The organism is Bradyrhizobium sp. Ai1a-2 (assembly GCF_000426245.1).
Classification (GTDB): Bacteria; Pseudomonadota; Alphaproteobacteria; order Rhizobiales; family Xanthobacteraceae; genus Bradyrhizobium.
Map to the genome: position 1 here is coordinate 25,963 of NZ_AUEZ01000056.1, position 17,023 is coordinate 42,985.

Here is a 17,023-nt window from a genome sequence, read left to right on the forward strand (position 1 = left end):
GCCGGAATGGCTGCCTGCTGCGGTGCGTCGCAAGCGGCAATGGCCTTCCTTGGAACCTAACGCAACATCGGACGTTTTGTCCGCCAATGAGCAGCGCCGTCGCCCCGGCGCGGCGAGCGCCGAGGCCGAGGCGCTGCGTTGCGCAGGGAGAAATGCTCATGAGACTCACTGTTTCGGTCATCAAGGCTGACATTGGCTCCGTCGGCGGGCATACCAAACCGTCTGCACGCATGATGGCGACAGTCGAGGACGAGGTCGCGAAGGCGATCGACAAAGGTCTCTTGACAGATGGTTTCGTCCGCCACACCGGCGACGACATTGCGATCATCATGACGCATATGCGGGGTGAAGGAAGCCCCGAGGTACATCAATTCGCCTGGAAGACGTTTCTCGCCGCCACTGCGGTCGCGAAGACGTCCGGGCTCTATGGCGCCGGCCAGGATCTTCTCGTCGACGCACCTTCCGGAAACGTTCGCGGCGCCGGCCCGGCCGTCGCCGAGCTCAGCTTCGACCACAGCCTCTCGGGCGCGAGACCCGCGGAGTCCTTCATGGTGTTCGCCGCCGACAAATGTGGCCCCGGCGCCTACAACCTGCCGCTCTACCTCGCCTTTGCCGATCCCATGTATTGCGCCGGGCTGATGCTGCCCCCGATGATCAAGGGATTCCGTTTCCATGTCATCGACATGGACCACACGGCTGGCGATAGCATCATTGAACTCGACGCGCCCGCGGACGGCTATCATATTGCCGCGCTGCTCCGCGACAACGAGCGCTTTGGCATTGATCGCATCATTTCTCGAACATATGGCGAGGTCGCGGTGGCTGTTTCGGCGCAGCGTCTACACTCGATCGCAGGGAAGTACACCGGCAAGGATGATCCGGTCGCGATCATCAGGAATCAGGGGATTTTCCCAGCTCCGGAAGAAATCGTCTCGCCGTTCGCCAAGGCACACTTCGTAGGCGGCGATGCACGTGGCTCGCACGTGATGCCGCTGATGCCCGTGCCGCTTAACACTGCGGTGACGGGTATGTACTGCCTGCCGATTGTTTCTTGTGCCGGCTTTTCGATCGACAAGGCAGGTCGATTTTCCGAGTCCTATACCGATTTCTTCGACAATCCGGCGTGGGACGAGGTCCGCCGGCGCGCCCAGCGCAAGGCTATCGACATGCGCAGCCAAGGCTGGTCGGGCGCCGCGATGCTGCCCTACTCCGAGCTTGAGTATGGCGGCTTCCGCGATACCGTGTCCGCGCTGCTCAAGCGTTTCCAGCTGCGCAAGGAGCGCAAGCCGGAAGCGGCCGAGTAGAGAACACTGTAGGTGTCTTGCGGCTCCTTGCGATGGTTGCCGTCGCGCGCGGAGCCATACCGGAGGCGACCATGTTCACGCCTGACGGAAAATACCTCCTGGTCGGGAACTACATTACTCAGGACTTCTCAATCCTGAAGGTGAACGGGACCAGCGTCGCCGCCATCGGCAAGTGCTTCCAGGTGCCGGGGCATCCGGTATCGACCAGAATTGGACCCAACTAGGAGGCCCAAAATCCGGAGGGGAAACGTCATGAAACGCCGCGAATTTCTGAGAACGGCAGGCACCGGCCTCGCTGCATCAACTGCCGTTGCTGCGCCGGCCATCGCGCAGTCCATGCCTGAACTGAAATGGCGTTGCACGACGAGCTGGCCGAAGTCGCTTGACGTTCCCTTCAGTGCATCCGAAACGGTCTCGAAATATGTCGCGGAAGCCACCGACAACAAGTTTCAAATCCAGCCTTTCGCCGGCGGCGAGATCGTCCCTCCCCTGCAAGCGGTCGATGCGGTGAGCAACGCAACGGTCGAGATGTGTCACACTGCCGCCTATTACTTCATCGGCAAAGACCCGACCTTCGCGCTCTATTGCTCCGTTCCGTTCGGGCTGAATTCGCGCCAGCAGAATGCCTGGTTCCAGGATCACGGCGGCCAGGACATGCTCAACGAGTTCGGCAAGAAGTACAATTTATACGGCATTGCGGGCGGCAACACCGGCACTCAGATGGGCGGATGGTTCCGCAAGGAGATCAACAGCGTACAAGACCTCAACGGGCTCAAAATGCGGATCGGCGGATGGGCGGGCAAAACGTTTTCCAAGCTTGGCGCCGTCCCGCAGCAGATCCCGGGCGGCGACATCTATCCCGCATTGGAGAAAGGGACGATCGACGCGACCGAATGGGTCGGCCCCTACGACGACGAAAAGCTCGGCTTCTACAAGGTCGCCAAGTATTACTATTTTCCTGGCTGGTGGGAGGGTGGCACGGCGCTGCACTTCTTCATCAATTTGGACAGGTGGAATGCCCTGCCGAAGGCTTACAGTTCGCTGCTCGTGGTAGCCTGCGGCTACGCCAACATGGATGTTCAGGCGCGGTATGATGCGCGCAATCCGGCGGCGCTAAAGCGACTCGTGGCCAACGGGGCACTCCTGCGTCCGTTCAGCCAGACCATCATGGACGCCTGCCTGAAGGCCTCCAACGAGGTCAACGCCGAAACCTCCGCATCCAATCCTGACTTCAAGAAGATCTACGATTCGCAAATGGAGTTCCGAAACGACGAGAACATCTGGTGGCAGGTCGCGGAATATTCCTATGAAACGTTCATGATCCGCACGCGTCCGAAGGGCTGAGCAGCGGCTGTTGTTTAGAGCAGAGCCCGGAATCCATTTCGCCGCTCGCGCAGGCATATCAACGGGGCAGGGATCGCGATTTGCACGACCCCGAAATACCCATCCGGCCCGATCGCGAATATGGCTCCCGTCGTCGGCCGATCTCATTTCGGCGGCTGTAACTCGACATCGTAGCGCGCGTAGATGCGGGCGAGCGTGCCGTCGGCCAGCAATGCATCGAGGGCGGCGTCGATGCCCTGTCGCAGCTTCTCGTCCGGACTGACCATCCCGACAGCGACATTCCAGTTCAGGTCCGGCAAGTCCTCGAAGGCTGGGATACGGCGGACGCGCGCATCGGGATGGGTCTGGTTGAACCAGCCGATTGCGGCGGGCGTGACCGCCGCGGCATCGATCTCGCCTTTGGCCAGCGCCTCCATGATGTCGTCCTCGAACGCGAATGGCGAAGTCTTGACGCCTTGCTTGCCGAGCATCATCGACACGATCGAGCCGACCGGCACGCCGACGCGCTGCGCTGATCCCAGTTCCGCCAGCGACGCGACGCTGGAGTTGGGTCCAACCGCCAGCGCGACGCCGCTGCGGTGATAGGGCCGCGACATGCGCAGCCCCACCTCGGCCAGCACCGCGCGATCGGCGATCGCATCGAGGATGACGTCGCAATCGGCGCGGCGGTACTGAAAGCTGTTGATCACCCAGTGCTGTTCCAGCGAAACTCCGAGCCGTTTCGCCAACTCCCTGGCGATTTCGACCTGGAAGCCCGGAACGTCACCGCGTCGGCTGGCAAACGGCAACGCGTTGGGGTGCGCGCAGAGCGTGAGCGCACCGCGCTGGCGGATCGCGTCGAGCGAACGCGCCGCGACATCGGCGACGCCGCACGAGGCGAGCAGGCTCGCGAGAACGACCAATCGCATCGCCGGCGTCATTCCTCGAGCGCCCGGATATAGGCCACGATCGCCATGATCTGACTCTCCGAAAAAGCGCCCCCGAAGGCCGGCATGGCGCCGGGCTTGCCCTTCCTGATCCGTTCCGCGAGAAAATCATCGTCGCGAGCCGTACCGGCGAGCTTCGGTCCCCTGCCGGCGGAGCGGCCTCCGTTCTGGTGGCAGAAGCCGCATGACGTCGCGAACATTACTCCGCCCTCGATGTCGCTCTCCCTGGCCGACTGATCTTGATTGGGAGCCTGGCTTTGCTGCGCGCGGACGCCCACGGGCCACGAGGACTGCATTAACAGCGCAATGCCAGTGGCGAGAAGGATTGATTTCAACATTCGCATCAGGATTGCAGCGGTGGGACGCAACAGCATCCCACCGCCTCCCCGTCCTTCTTGTTGTTACTTCAGCGCAAAGACGACGAGCGCGCCGGCATCCTTCGGCATGCTCTTGTAGGGCTCGCCGAACAGGGCCGGAAATTCATCGGCCACCATGCCGCCCCATCCGGCCGGCACCGCGATGTACTGCTTGCCGCCGGCGGTGTAGCTGATGATGCCGCCATTATGGCCGACGCCATTGTAGTGCGACCACAATTCCGACCCGGTCTCGGCATTGTAGGCGTGCAGCACGCCGCGCGAGTCGGGCACGAACACCAGATTGCCGGCAGTTGCGAGCAAGCTCGCGAGCGGCGGCTCGCTGAAGGTGACCTCCCACTTCTTGTCGCCGGTCACCGGGTCGCGGGCACTGAGATGTCCGCGCGCCGGCCCGTCCGGCGGCGGGACGAGCTTGAAGTTAGCGCCGATATTGAGCTGCGCCATCGGCTCGGTGATTGGCGTGGTCTTCACCACGTCCACGTCCATGCACCATTCCTGTCCGAGCTTGTACCAGAGGCCAGTCTTCGGGTTGTAGGAGCCCGCGTTCCAACTGATGCCGCCGGCGATCGCCGGGCAGAGCGGCGTGCTCGTCTGGCCAAGCGACAGATCGCGCCGACCGATCAGTTCGCCGGTCTTCGGGTCGATATCCTTCACGAAGTTGATGTTCTTCGCGAGCCGCCAGACGTTCTGCACCTTCCCGTTCGTGCGATCGTAGACGAAGACGAAACCGCCCTTGTTCGGATGCACGACGAGCTTGCGGCCGTCGCGGTCGATCATCAGGAATTCACCGACCGCCGAGTCGAAGTCCCAGGCGTCGTGCGGCAGCTCCTGGTGATAGAACTTCAGCTTTCCGGTATCGGGGTCGAGTGCGATCACCGAGGTGGTGTAGAGGTTGGTGCCCGGCCGCGGCCCGCTCTTTTGCCAATCGGCGCCGGACCAGTCATACAGCGGTGCCGGATTTGCCGTGCCCCACCAGATGGTGTTGGTCTCCTGATCGTAGCCGCCCGGCATCCAGGCGCCGCCGCCGCCGGTGCGCCAGGATTCATTGCCCCAGGTCGCCTTGGCATCCTCGGTGCCGGCGACGGTGAAGAATTCCCATTTCTTCTGGCCGGTCTTGACATCGACGCCGAACAGCGGCCCGCGCGAGGTCCACTCGCCGCCCTGGCTGCCGATGATGACGGTGTCCTTCACCACCAGCGGCGCGCCCGTGAAGCCGACGGTGAGCTTCTTGGAATCGACCAGCCTCGTGTCCCACGCCACCTTGCCGGTCTTCATGTCGAGCGCAATGAGACGTCCGTCGACGGTGCCGACGAACACCTTGCCGTCGCCGAGCGCGACGCCGCGATTATACGGCGAGTGCGTTTGCATCGCCACCAGCTCTTCGTCGAGCTCGGGGAAATACGACCAGATGAGCTTGCCGGTCGCGCCGTCGAGCGCATAGACGCGACTGTAGGAGCCCGAGTAGTACAGCACGCCGTCAGCCGCGAGCGGCATCGACTGCAGGCCGCGCGTCGAGCGCCCGGGCATATGGATCCACGCGACCTCGAGGTTCTTGACGTTGTCGGCGTTGATCTGATCGAGCGCGCTGTAGTGATACGACTTGTAGCCGCCGTGGTAGGTCAGCCAATCGTTTGGCGTTTGCTCGGCCGCCTGTAGACGCGCGGGATCAATCGCCGATGCGGGCGACGCAACAGCCACAGCGGCCAGCGCGAGTGCCGCACCGCACGTAAGGTACTTGATACCGATTGCCATTGGATTCCTCCCCTTTGATTTTTCATTTTCATGTCACCAGAATTACATCCAGCATGCAGTCGGCTTCGGTGCGGTCCGACTGCATATTCTGAGCGATCACATAGCTGCCACGGATGCGCCGTGGACAATTCGACGCTCGATACGCGATCTCTTCAGCTAATCTTTTGCGCGTGCGTAACGGCACGCTCAGGAGCAGGCCACACGCCGATGCCCCTCTCGATCCTTGCGATTCCGGCTACGGTCGCGACGTATCCGTTCTGAGCAAGTGACTCGCGCGAAGGCACTCTTCGCCGTAATCTTCGCGACGTCCTGCGGAGGCGGCTTTTTTTCCTCCTCTCTATCCCTGGTTGATCAGACCGCTTTCGAAAGACGATGTCGAAGTGCACCCATGGATGGAAAATAGCCTAGATTTCTCTCCCGAACTGTCAAGCTTCAAACACGGCCTGCGAGGCGCGGCCTTTTGTGCTCCGCGCAATGATGAAGGGCCGCCCGTGGGCGGCCCTTCTTCTCACGCACTCTCCGCGGGCTTCAGGCGAACCAGCCTGGTGAGCAGGGCATCAAGGCCCCGCCCGTCGCCCACATGCAGGTCGATGCGGCCGACCTTCTCGACCAGTCGCTCCAGCGACACCAGCTCCTTGAGCCGGAGCAGCAGAGGGTTCTCCTCCATCAGCCGGGCAGTGTTCAGGAGCGAACGCCTCGCCGCGGTCTCCTCCTGCGGCCGGCGGCCGCCTCGGGGATCGCGACTGCACCGGGCGGTACAGCCACGCATCCAGGTCAGGCACCGTCGCCACGACCCGCTCGGGGTCGATACCGCGGCGCTCAATGCACGCGCGAACCTATGCGCTCCGTGCGGACAGTGCCCGTGGGCGAGCGGGAGTAGAAGATCAGCCCGGCGCGACCGATGATGTTTTCGAGCGGGATATAGCCGACGGCCGACATCACGCGGCTGTCGGTCGAATTATCGCGATTGTCGCCGAGCATGAAGAAATGGCCGGCCGGCACCGTGTAGACGTTGGTATTGTCGTAGAAGCCGTTGTCGATACAGTCGAGCGTTTCGTAACTCACGCCGCTCGGCAGCGTTTCACGCCAACGCCGCGTCGTCGGCTTGTCATTTCCGCAAGGATCTTCGCCGGCGAAATCCGGCAGGCGTTCCCGCACCATGGCCACATCATTGATATAGAGTTGCCCCGCCTTCATCTGGATGCGGTCCCCCGGCAAACCCACGACACGTTTGATGTAATCGACGCGGTCGTCTTTCGGCATGCGGAAGACAACGACATCGCCGCGCGCAGGCTCCGATCCGAGGATGCGCCCTGAAAACAACCGGGGAGAAAACGGAAAGGAATAGTGCGTGTAGCCGTAGGCGAACTTCGAGGTGAACAGGTAGTCGCCTTCCAGCAGCGTCGGGGCCATCGAGCGCGCGGGAATGCTGAAGGGTTGAAACAGCAAACTTCTGAACACCACCGGGGAGAGGATCGGAATCGCGAGCACGACTGCCGCGACGATCAGCAATATCTTACCCCACCGCCGACTTCTTCGGCCCGTTTCCTGCACCAACGTCATGCCCCGCCCCATTCCGCCATGTACGTTTTCGAACATACACAGGGCGACCTTCCGCGCAATTGCTATGCACGGGGCGTGGCTATGGCTTCATGGTCCGCGCCTGAAATACCGACGGATTGAATCGCGCTTGACGCGCGTCCGCGTCACTGCACCCTCGCGAGCACCGCGAGCCGGCGGATGCCCTTATTCCGGTACGCATCCAGGAACGCGTAGTAGTTCTTGAACGAGACGCAGCCGTTGGAATCGCCGTTGGGCCCGAGCATGTAGGTGTGCGCGAGCAGGCCGGCGCGGCCGTAGATTTTGTCCTCGCCGCCGATCGGCGTCAGGCGCAGCGCAGGCACGCCGTGAAACAGCGCTTCGCGCGGCTTGAGCTCGTAGATGTGCGGCGGCGTCACGCCCTGCATGCGGACATGCGCGTAGCGGACGTCGTCGATCTTGGAGCCAAGCCCGGAATGCGCCTCCAACCTGGTGCCGTCCGGCAGATAGACCGTGTGCGCGCTGATATCGTAGACCGCGGTCTGGCGGTCATAGGGCGGCGAGCCGCCGTTCATCGGGTTCTGGCTCAGCGTCGAGGGAATGCTGGCAGTGACGTTGGCATCAGCAGAGGCGAACGACAGCAGCGAGCCCGAGGACTCGCGCTTGCCCCAGAGCTTCTCGACGATCGACTGCTTCTCGCCTGAGGCGATTGACATCACCGCCGCCTTGGCGCGCGCCGCCATGTCGCGCACGGAAGCGCCGGACGATTTTGCCGCGGGCTTGGTATCGACGGGCGCGGCCGGCGTGTTGAGCGCGACCTGCAGCGAGGCCGCCGCTTCCTTCTTGGCCGCTTCAATCCCCTTCGGCGCAGCACCTGACTTCGCTTCGGCGAGCTTTGCTGCAGCGGCCGGCTTCGACGCTTCCGCGATCTTCGGCGCTTCCGCCGGTGGCGCGGCCTCGGCCGCGCGCGACGCTACGCCCTCCGGAGAGGCGGCCGCAAACCTTTCGTTAAACATAATTGAAGCCGAGCTCGGCTCTGGCTTCGACAACGTCGGCTGCGGTGGCGGCAACGACGCGAACACGTCGTTGAAGGATGGCGTCGGACGCATGGCGACCGCGGCCTCCCGCTTCACTGAGGGCGCCTCATAGGCAGTACCGTCAATGGAAGGATAGACGTTCGCAGCGAAAATATTGGTGTAGACGGTCCAGGCGCAGCCGATCACGAGCGCCGCGACCGCGGCACTGCTAATGAAATAGTGAGGGAGGACCTTCCGGGAAGATTTTTTGCGGGCGGGCGCCGCAAAACCAAACGCACCGGTACTCGTACTCATTCGCCTTGCGTCCAGAACAGTTCCACTTCTTCCTCGTGCGAGAGTGCGGGACAAGTTTCGCCGGAGCATCTCGCAGAGGCGCGGAGCGTCATTAAGGCGACTTTTAGTTAAATGCGGATTAAACGCGGGCAGATCTGGGGCGGGAGAAACGGCAGGGAATTTCCTTGTTAATTACCCCTTAATCTTGCGGAAATAAGGCAGGACTATTCTCTGTCCCAAAGCGGGATTTCACTGCCCGGGCCGCTCGCTTCTAAGTCGCGCCTAGTAACTCAACTTCGGATACCAGTCCGTGCCGCGGCCCTCAGGCGTGGTGTCGAGGATGGTCCAGAGCGGATCGATGTCGGGTGCGCCGCGCGGGTCCTGGCCAGGATCGGACATCTTCGGTCCCATCTCGCCTGACCAGAAATGGCGGATGGTGCCATCGAACCGCGTGAAGACATTGTAGCCGGGCGCATCGGCGTCAGCCGCGCTGACGTAATCGCGTGTGTAGTCGCCGGACACATCCGAGAAGATCCTGTGCCGCGTCCAGCCGCGCGCCTGCTTCGCCGCGACCAGCCGCTCGATCGGCGAGCGCGCCACGAACACGAAGGCGATGCGCTGCTCGACATCCGGCAGCTTGGCTTCCCAGGTCCCCATGAACGAGGTGCACATCGGGCACGGCTTCTCGCGCTGCGGCCCGAACATGTAGCTGTAGATCACGAGCGTCCGCTTGTCGCCGAACAGCTCCGGAAAACCGACCTCGCCGCCCTCGCCGATGAACTCATAAGCCTTCGTTACCTCGCCGCCCGGCGGCAAGGCCCGGCGCAACTCCGCAACACGCTCGATCTGGCGGCGCAGCTCGATCTCCTCAAGCAGCAGGGCCTGCCGCGCCTGGCGATATTCCGCGCTCTCATTGGGGTGGCGCGTGATGTTGGTGGCGGCGAGCTCGGCGGCGGGTTTCAGGATGGAACTGGTCATGACGGAACCTCGCTGGTTGGCAACACCTGTAGAAGACGTTCCTGGAGGCGCGGAGACGACATGCTTGGCAAAAATTCTGCTCGTCGTCACCCGCGAAGGCGGGTGACCCAGTATTCCGCAGCGGTGATTGGAGCCGCGCCGTTGCGTACTGGATACCCCGCATGCGCGGGGTATGACGACATCGCTTGCGGCGAGAGCGGGCTACTGCAGCTCCGGCGGCGGCGAGCGGTCGAAGACGTCGCCCTTCGGGCTCTCCAGGACATAGAGCGCGTAGGTCTCGATCACGAGCGGGCCGCGTTTGCGCTGCACCTCGGCGATCCTCTCCACGCGAGAGAACATCTCCTTCAGGAACGGCGGATCCTCGAGCCTGAATTCGTGGACGTAGAGCAATTTCCCGGCAAGCTCGGCCGCGCTCGGCTCCGATATGTTGACCCAGCGGTAGCGCTGGGTCTGTTGCGCGACGCAGGTGCCCTTCGGCAGATAGAAGGCAAGCCAGCCCGTGGTGCCATAGTCCGGCGCCAGCACGCAGGTCGCGCCGACACGCGCGCGCGCCGCTTCGATCTCCGCCGCGGTATCGCGCCAGCCGACGCCGACGCTGCGCACGGTGGCATCGCGGCGATAGAGCGTGAGCACGCCGGTATTGGCCTGCACGATCAGCAGCGCGAACATCACGATCCCGGTCGGCACCGCCCAGCGCCGGCAGAAATCGGCAAGCCGCTGCCAGCGTCCCTCCCACGGCACCATCGTCGCCGCCACGGCGGCCGCGACCATGAACGGCGGATAGACCGGCGCAAACCAGTTGGCCTCGACGCGCGCATGCAGCGAGTGCCAGATAAAATAGGCCACGATGATCCAGAACATCAGATTGACGAGCAGGCGCGAGGCGAAGGCGCCGGTGCGGCGGAACGCCAGCGCATGCAGCCCCATCGCGCCGAGGATGAAGACGAGCGGCGTCGCGAACGCGATCTGGGTCGGGATCAGCTCACCGATGAAGGCAAGCCTGAAATCCTCGATGCGCGCCCGCCCCATCTGTTTGATGAAGGAGACCCAGTGGTGGTCGGCGTTCCAGAGGATGACTGGCGCGAACATCAACAGCGCGATCAGGCCGCCGAGATAGAGCCAGGGCGACAGGAACCAGCGCCGCAGCTTCGGCACCACGGCGAGCCAGATCAGGATCGCCGGCCCGAAGAACAGTGCGGTGTATTTTGACAGAAGCGCAGCACCCGCGGCAGCGCCGACAGCAAGCCACCATGCGCCCTGCCCGGTCTCGAGCACCTTCGCGAGCGCAAACAGCAGCAGGCTCGCCGAGACCAGAAGCGGCGCATCCGGCGTCACGATCATGGTGCCGACCGCGGCCAGCAAGGTGGCATTGAGCAGGATCGTCGCGCTCGCTGCCACGCGCGGGCCGCCGAACAGGATTTCGGCCGCGCGATAAACCGCCCAGCTCATCGGCAACGCCAGCAGGATCGAGACCAGTCGAACGCCGAGTTCGGTATCGCCGGCAATCAGCGTGCCGGCGCGGATCACCAGCGCAACCATTGGTGGATGGTCGTAATAGCCGCCGGCCAGATGCTTCGACCACATCCAGTAATAGGCTTCGTCGAAGGTGATCGGCGTAAAGGCGGCGGCGAGAAGCCGCAGCAGGACGAGCCCGACGACGGCCACGACGGTCGTGCGGACGAGACTCGCCTCGTTCGGATTCATGTCCCGATCATCGCTTGCGCCAGACGAACAGCCCGGACATCGCGTAGTTCCAGACCACGCCCATCAGCGCGCCGGCCGCACCCGCAAGCCACCAGATCGGCTCCTGGTCATAGACCGAAAAGGCGACGCCGACATTGGCGAACAGGCCGACGCTGCAGACGAGGTAGAACAGCAACAGGCCGCGCAGGATCGCAAAGCCCTTCAGGCGCTGGTCGCGATAGGTCAGGAAATTGTTCAGGATGAAGTTGCTGGTCATCGCGACAATCGCGCCGGTCGCCTGCGCTTCCGGAAACGGCGCGCCGAAGACTTCGAGGGCAACGAACAATGCGGCGAGATGCACGAGCAGGCCGAGCGAGCCGACCAGGCCGAACAGCACGAAGCGCAGCGAGATGACGTCATTCGTCAGCTTCGCGAGCACCAGGCCGAGGAAATCCAGCGCGACCATGGAATCGAGCTTGCTCTCGCCATGCTGCCGCGAGCCGAAGGTGTAGGGAATTTCCACCGCGCGCAGCTTGCCTTGCGCGGTGGCGACGACGTCGAGCAGGATCTTGAAGCCTTGCGTCGAGAGGTCCGGGGCCAGTTCCTCGAAGCGGTCGCGGCGGATCGCGAAGAAGCCGCTCATGGGATCGGCGATATCGACCCGCAGCAGGCGGCGCGCGATCTCGGTGGCGAAGGCGCTGGCGCCGGCGCGCTGCTTGTTGAAGCCCTCGGCCCGGTAACCCTCGATATAGCGGCTGCCGACCACGAGATCGGCCTGCCCGCTCCGCAAGAGCTCGACCATCTTCGGCAGTTGCGTCTCATCATGCTGCAGGTCGGCATCCATCACCGCGGCATAGGGGGCGCTGGAGGCGAGGATTCCCTCGATGCAGGCGCCCGAGAGCCCGCGCCGTCCGACCCGGCGGATGCAGCGCACGCGGGAATCCTGCCGCGCCAGGCTGCGCACCACCTCCCAGGTTCCATCAGGGGAATTGTCGTCGACGAAGACGACCTCCCAGGGGATGCCTGCGAGCGTCGTCTCCAGCCGCCGGTACAGGACGGTGACATTGTCACGCTCGTTGAAGCTGGGGACGACAACCGAAAGAAGTGGCAAACCAGCGGCCTGCGACGGGATTTCGGGGCCCGGTTTGATGGCGTCATTCATGGCGGCCAAGCGTATATCCGCGCTACCGAGCCGCGGGAAGCCCTAAACGCCGGCTAGAATGGGGGAAACGGGCCCGAAGGGGCCCAAAAATGCCAACGACCACGAACAACAGGCGCGCGTACATCCGGCGCTGCCTTGCTATTGCGTGGTCGTCCCAGCACCAGAGCCCTTTCAGGCTGCGACGGCGCCGTTACCAACTAAATAGGAACACCTGTCCGCTTTTGCAAGGGGGCGATGAGAGGCGCGCTGACGCTAGTTCGGGACTTCCCGAATCACCGGTCCCCTCGGGGTCGGCTCGGGCGCCGGTTGCGCTGCAGCCGCCGGCTGCTGCGTCGCGGCCGGTTTGGGTGGCTTACCCAACTGCCCGATCGGCCCGTAGACGACCGCAGCCCCTAACACGATGACCGCCACGATGGCGCCCAACAAGCCCCCGACCGATTGAGATGTCATACCCGATTGTCCCCGCCACTGGAGCGCGATCCGCCGATCGCGTCATGACGGTTCCCTGATATCATGAAAGACGCTGGTCGAGGAATAGGCCCGCCTATTTCGCCGCCGCCTTGCGTCGCACGAAAGCGGTGACGACGTCCTTTTGCGCAAGCTCGATGGCGCGGTTGGCGGTGGCCAGATGCGCGCTCGCGTCCTCGTTCGGAAATTGCTCGGCAAGGAAGCCGATCAGCGAGGCCCGGAAATTCTGCCGCTCCGAAGGACACGCGCTCGCCATCAGGGAAGCGAACTCCTGGTCCGACATGGTTTTGTTGCTGTCGCGGGGATATTCGCGGGCGAGGCAATTCCAGTAGGCGTCGCGGCCGATCACGGCGAGCTTGTGCGCATCATCGCGATCGTCGTCGGCGATCGCGGCGGAGGATGTCAGAACGAGAAGGGCCGCGATCATCATGCGCATTGTTGTTCTCCTTTTTGGGTGATCCTAGCGCGGATAGCCTGGACCGATAAGCGTGGACAGCTTGCCGCCGGCCAACTGGCCAATCACGATTTATTTGACTAGTCTTGGGTGGTCCCCCCTCGCGATGAGTTCTTCTCGTGGCCAAAGCTCCAAAGAAAACTGCAGGCAGCATCTATATCGGCATCGGCGGCTGGACCTTCGAGCCGTGGCGCGGCGTGTTCTATCCGGAAAAGCTCGCGCAATCGAAGGAGCTGTCCTATGCCGCCTCGAAGCTGACCTCGATCGAGATCAACGGCACCTATTACGGCTCGCAGAAGCCGGAGAGTTTCCGCAAATGGGCGAGCGAAGTCCCGGACGGATTCGTCTTCTCCGTGAAGGGCCCGCGCTTTGCGACCAACCGCCGCGTGCTGGCGGAAGCCGGCGATTCCATCAAGCGGTTCTATGATTCCGGCGTGCTGGAACTTGGCGACCGGCTCGGGCCGGTGCTCTGGCAGTTCGCGCCGACGAAGAAATTCGACGGAGCCGATTTCGGCAAGTTCCTCGAATTGCTGCCGCGCAAGCTCGACGGCCATGCGTTGCGCCATGTGGTCGAGGTGCGGCACGACAGTTTCTGCGTCCCCGAATTTGTCGCGCTGATCCGCGAGTTCGAGACACCGGTCGTGTTCGCCGAGCACGGCAAATATCCTGCGATTGCCGACGTCGCCAGCGATTTCGTCTACGCCCGGCTGCAGAAAGGCAATGACGAGATCAAGACCTGCTATCCGCCGAAGCAGCTTGACGCCTGGGCCAAGCGCTTCGAGGAATGGGCCACGGGCGGCGATCCGGATGACCTGCCGCATGTCGAGAAGACAAAACCGAAGAAGGCGCCGCGCGACGTGTTCGCCTATGTGATCCACGAAGGCAAGGTGCGCGCCCCGGCCGGCGCGATGGAGTTGATCGAGCGCGTGAAGTGATTGGGACACCGGATGGCCAGAGCCAGGAAGCTGTTCACGATCGGCTACGAGCAGACACCGCCCAAGGCGGTGCTCGATGAGCTCGAGCAGGCGGGCGTGAAGCTTCTGGTCGATGTCCGGGCAGTGACATCATCCCGCCGGCCAGGCTTTTCCAAGAATCAGCTTGCGGCAGGGCTCGACGAGCGCGGCATCGCCTATGTCCACCTCGCGGCGCTCGGCACCCCGAAAGAAGGACGGCTTGCGGCGCGCGGCGGCCAATATGATCTGCTGCGCAACATCTACACAAAGCACCTGAAAACGTCGCAGGCGAAAGAACAGCTCGACGAATTGTCCTCACTGGTGAAGAAGGCAGGACCGGTCTGCCTGATGTGCTATGAGCGCGACCACACGCATTGCCACCGCCAGATGATCGCCGAGATCATCGAGGCGCGCGACGGCGTGAAGGTGGAGAATCTGGCGGCGCCGCAGGTGTAGGGCCGTAGCCCGGGTGGAGCGGAACGCGCAACCCGGGAATCTGCATCCGCGGCGCGAGCGGCCCCGGGTTGCGCTTTGCTCCACCCGGGCTACAAGATCTCCCCCTTAAGCGCCAACGTCCCCTCCATCATCTTCACGCAACCGCCGCCGACGTGGACCGACGCGACTGCTCCACCCTGCTTGCGGACGCGGGTAAGCAGGAGGCTCGGCCGGCCCATGTCGACGCCCTGGCCGATGCGCAGCCTCAACTCGCCATCGCGCGTCGCGTCGAGATCGGCGAGGAATGCGGCAGCGGCCGCAGTCGCGCTGCCGGTGGCGGGGTCTTCGGAGACGCCGCTTGCGCCGGGATGGAACATGCGCGCCTGCAGGTCGAGCGGCTGCTCGGCTGCCGGCACGTCGCGCGTGTAGAAATAGACCGCATCCGAACCGTCGCACGGAAACGTCCGCGCGAAGGCGGCGGCATCGGGCCGTGCCCGCTTCAGCGCCTCGCGCGAAGCGAGTTCGACCATCAGGAACGGCAGCCCGACCGAGGTGATCTGCGGCGGATGGCGGTCCACCTTCAGGTCACTCGCCGACAGCGACAGGCAGGCCGCTGCCTGTTCGGAATCGACGAGCGACAGCCGCCTCAGCGGCTGCGGCGCGGTGAGCTCGGCGCCCGTGACGCTGCCCTGCTCGGTCAGGATCTCGACCGGCACCAGCCCTGCCTTCTCCTCGAATCGCAGCCGCGCCGGCGGCTTGGCCGCAAGCGTCGCCAGCACGAAGGCGGTGCCGACATTGGGATGGCCGGCGAAGGGGATTTCCGAGCGCACCGTGAAGATGCGCACCTGCGCGTCGTTCGCCCTGTCCTGCGGCGGCAGCACGAAGGTCGTCTCGGAATAGTTGAACTCGGTCGCGATCGCCTGCATCTGCGCGGTCGAGAGCCCGCCGGCATCGAGCACCACGGCGAGCGGATTGCCGCCGAAGGCGCGATCGGTGAAGACATCGACGGTGACATAGCGACGCTGCATAGATTCCTCCTATCCCAATTGCCACACCGAAACCGGCTTCTCATAGCCCCGGATCGGCACCTCACCGCGCAGCACAGCATCGTGTGCTGCCTCGCCGAGCGCCTCGCGCACCTCCGACGAGATCAGGAACTGCGAGTTCAGCTCCTTGTTGAGCGCCTCCAGCCGCGCGGCGAAATTCACGGTGTCGCCGATCACGGTGTATTCCTTGCGTCTGGGCGAGCCGATATTGCCGGCGACGACCTCGCCGATATGGATGGCGATGCCGATGCGCAGCGGCCAGCTCGTGGTCTCGTTGAATCGCTCGTTGGCGGCGAGCATCTCGCGCGCCGCCGCCACTGCCTGATGCGCGGCGTCCTCGGATTGAAGCGGCGCGCCGAACAGCGCGAGGAAACCGTCGCCCAAGAACTTGTTCACGATGCCGCCGTGGCGGTCGAGGATATCGACCAGCACGGCAAAGGCGCGGTCGAGCCGGTCGACCACCTCCTGCGGCGAGCGGGTCCGCGCGCCCGCGGTGAAGCTGCGGAAGTCGACGAACATCACGGCGACGCGACGGATGTCGCTGCCGGTCGAGGCGCCCTCCGCCATCAAGCGTTCGACGACCTGGGGTGAGACGTGCTGGCCGAACAGGTCGGTGATGCGGTCGCGCGCGGTGGCCGCCGCGATGCTGGCCGCAAACTGCCGCCGCAACTGGACGCCGACCGCGCCCGCGAGCATGCCGCAGATCAGCACGATGAAGCTGCGCGTCGCATGATAATAGAGGTTCGGCTCCGGATCGGGATGAAAGAACATCGCCAGATAGAACAGCTGCGCCGCGGCAACGAAGCCGGTGAAAGTCGAGAGCCAGAAATCCAGCCGCAGTGTCGAGAGGATGATGAAGATGAAATAGAGGAACGGCGCCGCGAATCCGAGCGCGGCGACCGATCCCATGCTGTCGATATGGAGCGCCAGCGCGACTGTCGGCAGCGAGGTCTCGATCAGCGCGCCGATGTAGCGCCGCACCACGGGCAGGTCGCGACCTTGCCGCATATGGCGGGTGATCGCGCCATGCACCCACAATTCGAACAGGATGAACGGTATGATAATGTAAAAGATATATGCGAACTTGAGATTGCCGTGCCAGATGCGGCTTACAGCCTCGGGCGCAAACAAGTCGACACACAAACCGATGACGCCGAGCAGCACCGCCGTCCCGATCAGCGCCTTGATCCGGAGCAGTTCAGTCGTCATCACCTCGTGCATCAGGGCGTGATGGAAATCGGCGGATACCGCCGAAACCTGCCCGTCTTTCTTCGTGCCCCAGAATCCGGCCATGC

At 63.7% G+C, this 17,023-nt stretch carries 17 protein-coding genes and 1 pseudogene; 5 read left to right on the top strand and 13 right to left on the bottom strand.

Annotation, left to right across the window (positions count from 1 at the left end):
- Positions 1-158 precede the first annotated feature (158 nt).
- The 3 genes from K288_RS0129440 to K288_RS0129450 all read left to right on the top strand — a co-directional run bounded on the left by K288_RS0129440 (position 159) and on the right by K288_RS0129450 (position 2,648).
- On the top strand, positions 159-1,304 hold the full coding sequence (locus K288_RS0129440) for a fructose 1,6-bisphosphatase (protein ID WP_027582792.1): 1,146 nt from the start codon (positions 159-161) through the stop codon (positions 1,302-1,304).
- 71 nt (positions 1,305-1,375) lie between these two features.
- Positions 1,376-1,528: a hypothetical protein gene (locus K288_RS0129445; protein WP_244443296.1), complete on the top strand. Its 153-nt coding sequence runs from the start codon at positions 1,376-1,378 to the stop codon at positions 1,526-1,528.
- Positions 1,529-1,556: 28 nt separating this feature from the next.
- Positions 1,557-2,648 (top strand): TRAP transporter substrate-binding protein, encoded by a 1,092-nt coding sequence (locus K288_RS0129450; protein ID WP_027582794.1) that lies wholly within the window; start codon positions 1,557-1,559, stop codon positions 2,646-2,648.
- A gap of 143 nt (positions 2,649-2,791) precedes the next feature.
- On the opposite strand, the gene K288_RS0129455 is transcribed toward K288_RS0129450, so the two are convergent.
- From K288_RS0129455 to K288_RS0129505, 11 genes and pseudogenes are all read right to left on the bottom strand, one after another.
- Positions 2,792-3,556 carry a transporter substrate-binding domain-containing protein gene (locus K288_RS0129455; RefSeq protein WP_244443297.1) on the bottom strand — a complete coding sequence of 255 codons (765 nt, stop codon included), beginning with the start codon at positions 3,554-3,556 and terminating at the stop codon, positions 2,792-2,794.
- 8 nt (positions 3,557-3,564) lie between these two features.
- The gene (locus K288_RS0129460) at positions 3,565-3,948 is read right to left on the bottom strand and encodes a cytochrome c (RefSeq protein ID WP_051334803.1); all 384 of its coding nucleotides are present in this window, start codon (positions 3,946-3,948) and stop codon (positions 3,565-3,567) included.
- Between the two features lie 27 nt (positions 3,949-3,975).
- Complete coding sequence (locus K288_RS0129465; RefSeq protein WP_051334804.1) at positions 3,976-5,700, bottom strand: PQQ-dependent dehydrogenase, methanol/ethanol family; 1,725 nt, start codon at positions 5,698-5,700, stop codon at positions 3,976-3,978.
- Positions 5,701-6,208: 508 nt separating this feature from the next.
- Positions 6,209-6,518 (bottom strand): annotated as a pseudogene (locus tag K288_RS50935) (hypothetical protein); the annotation flags it as partial.
- A 1-nt stretch (position 6,519) separates the two neighbouring features.
- Positions 6,520-7,263 carry a signal peptidase I gene (lepB, locus tag K288_RS46910; protein ID WP_084799778.1) on the bottom strand — a complete coding sequence of 248 codons (744 nt, stop codon included), beginning with the start codon at positions 7,261-7,263 and terminating at the stop codon, positions 6,520-6,522.
- 143 nt (positions 7,264-7,406) lie between these two features.
- On the bottom strand, positions 7,407-8,570 hold the full coding sequence (locus tag K288_RS0129480) for a DUF2778 domain-containing protein (RefSeq protein ID WP_084799777.1): 1,164 nt from the start codon (positions 8,568-8,570) through the stop codon (positions 7,407-7,409).
- A 261-nt stretch (positions 8,571-8,831) separates the two neighbouring features.
- Positions 8,832-9,527, bottom strand: a complete 696-nt coding sequence (locus K288_RS0129485; RefSeq protein WP_027582799.1) for a DUF899 family protein — start codon at positions 9,525-9,527, stop codon at positions 8,832-8,834.
- 201 nt (positions 9,528-9,728) lie between these two features.
- Positions 9,729-11,231 (bottom strand): glycosyltransferase family 39 protein, encoded by a 1,503-nt coding sequence (locus tag K288_RS0129490; protein ID WP_027582800.1) that lies wholly within the window; start codon positions 11,229-11,231, stop codon positions 9,729-9,731.
- Between the two features lie 7 nt (positions 11,232-11,238).
- Positions 11,239-12,372 carry a glycosyltransferase family 2 protein gene (locus K288_RS0129495; RefSeq protein ID WP_027582801.1) on the bottom strand — a complete coding sequence of 378 codons (1,134 nt, stop codon included), beginning with the start codon at positions 12,370-12,372 and terminating at the stop codon, positions 11,239-11,241.
- Between the two features lie 252 nt (positions 12,373-12,624).
- Positions 12,625-12,822, bottom strand: coding sequence for a hypothetical protein (locus K288_RS0129500; RefSeq protein ID WP_027582802.1), 198 nt, complete (start codon positions 12,820-12,822; stop codon positions 12,625-12,627).
- Between the two features lie 94 nt (positions 12,823-12,916).
- Positions 12,917-13,276 (bottom strand): hypothetical protein, encoded by a 360-nt coding sequence (locus K288_RS0129505; RefSeq protein WP_027582803.1) that lies wholly within the window; start codon positions 13,274-13,276, stop codon positions 12,917-12,919.
- A 137-nt stretch (positions 13,277-13,413) separates the two neighbouring features.
- On the opposite strand from K288_RS0129505, the gene K288_RS0129510 reads away from it, so the two are divergent.
- Both K288_RS0129510 and K288_RS0129515 read left to right on the top strand, forming a co-directional pair.
- Positions 13,414-14,229, top strand: a complete 816-nt coding sequence (locus tag K288_RS0129510; protein WP_027582804.1) for a DUF72 domain-containing protein — start codon at positions 13,414-13,416, stop codon at positions 14,227-14,229.
- A gap of 12 nt (positions 14,230-14,241) precedes the next feature.
- Entirely contained in the window at positions 14,242-14,703 is a 462-nt protein-coding gene (locus tag K288_RS0129515; protein ID WP_027582805.1) for a DUF488 domain-containing protein, read from the top strand.
- Positions 14,704-14,792: 89 nt separating this feature from the next.
- Here K288_RS0129515 and K288_RS0129520 read toward each other — a convergent pair whose 3' ends face one another.
- Positions 14,793-15,710: a PhzF family phenazine biosynthesis protein gene (locus K288_RS0129520; RefSeq protein WP_027582806.1), complete on the bottom strand. Its 918-nt coding sequence runs from the start codon at positions 15,708-15,710 to the stop codon at positions 14,793-14,795.
- Between the two features lie 9 nt (positions 15,711-15,719).
- Positions 15,720-17,021, bottom strand: coding sequence for an adenylate/guanylate cyclase domain-containing protein (locus K288_RS0129525; protein ID WP_027582807.1), 1,302 nt, complete (start codon positions 17,019-17,021; stop codon positions 15,720-15,722).
- Positions 17,022-17,023 lie beyond the last annotated feature (2 nt).

Excerpts from the sequence above, each read along its gene's own strand:
- K288_RS0129445 (WP_244443296.1), top strand. The coding sequence starts at position 1,376 with ATGTTCACGCCTGACGGAAAATACCTCCTGGTCGGGAACTACATTACT.
- K288_RS0129495 (WP_027582801.1), bottom strand. The coding sequence starts at position 12,372 with ATGAATGACGCCATCAAACCGGGCCCCGAAATCCCGTCGCAGGCCGCT.
- K288_RS0129520 (WP_027582806.1), bottom strand. The coding sequence starts at position 15,710 with ATGCAGCGTCGCTATGTCACCGTCGATGTCTTCACCGATCGCGCCTTC.
- K288_RS0129440 (WP_027582792.1), top strand. The coding sequence starts at position 159 with ATGAGACTCACTGTTTCGGTCATCAAGGCTGACATTGGCTCCGTCGGC.
- K288_RS0129460 (WP_051334803.1), bottom strand. The coding sequence starts at position 3,948 with ATGCTGTTGCGTCCCACCGCTGCAATCCTGATGCGAATGTTGAAATCA.
- lepB (WP_084799778.1), bottom strand. The coding sequence starts at position 7,263 with ATGACGTTGGTGCAGGAAACGGGCCGAAGAAGTCGGCGGTGGGGTAAG.
- K288_RS0129480 (WP_084799777.1), bottom strand. The coding sequence starts at position 8,570 with ATGAGTACGAGTACCGGTGCGTTTGGTTTTGCGGCGCCCGCCCGCAAA.
- K288_RS0129490 (WP_027582800.1), bottom strand. The coding sequence starts at position 11,231 with ATGAATCCGAACGAGGCGAGTCTCGTCCGCACGACCGTCGTGGCCGTC.
- K288_RS0129515 (WP_027582805.1), top strand. The coding sequence starts at position 14,242 with ATGGCCAGAGCCAGGAAGCTGTTCACGATCGGCTACGAGCAGACACCG.
- K288_RS0129450 (WP_027582794.1), top strand. The coding sequence starts at position 1,557 with ATGAAACGCCGCGAATTTCTGAGAACGGCAGGCACCGGCCTCGCTGCA.
- K288_RS0129500 (WP_027582802.1), bottom strand. The coding sequence starts at position 12,822 with ATGACATCTCAATCGGTCGGGGGCTTGTTGGGCGCCATCGTGGCGGTC.
- K288_RS0129455 (WP_244443297.1), bottom strand. The coding sequence starts at position 3,556 with ATGCGATTGGTCGTTCTCGCGAGCCTGCTCGCCTCGTGCGGCGTCGCC.
- K288_RS0129465 (WP_051334804.1), bottom strand. The coding sequence starts at position 5,700 with ATGGCAATCGGTATCAAGTACCTTACGTGCGGTGCGGCACTCGCGCTG.
- K288_RS0129505 (WP_027582803.1), bottom strand. The coding sequence starts at position 13,276 with ATGCGCATGATGATCGCGGCCCTTCTCGTTCTGACATCCTCCGCCGCG.
- K288_RS0129485 (WP_027582799.1), bottom strand. The coding sequence starts at position 9,527 with ATGACCAGTTCCATCCTGAAACCCGCCGCCGAGCTCGCCGCCACCAAC.
- K288_RS0129525 (WP_027582807.1), bottom strand. The coding sequence starts at position 17,021 with ATGGCCGGATTCTGGGGCACGAAGAAAGACGGGCAGGTTTCGGCGGTA.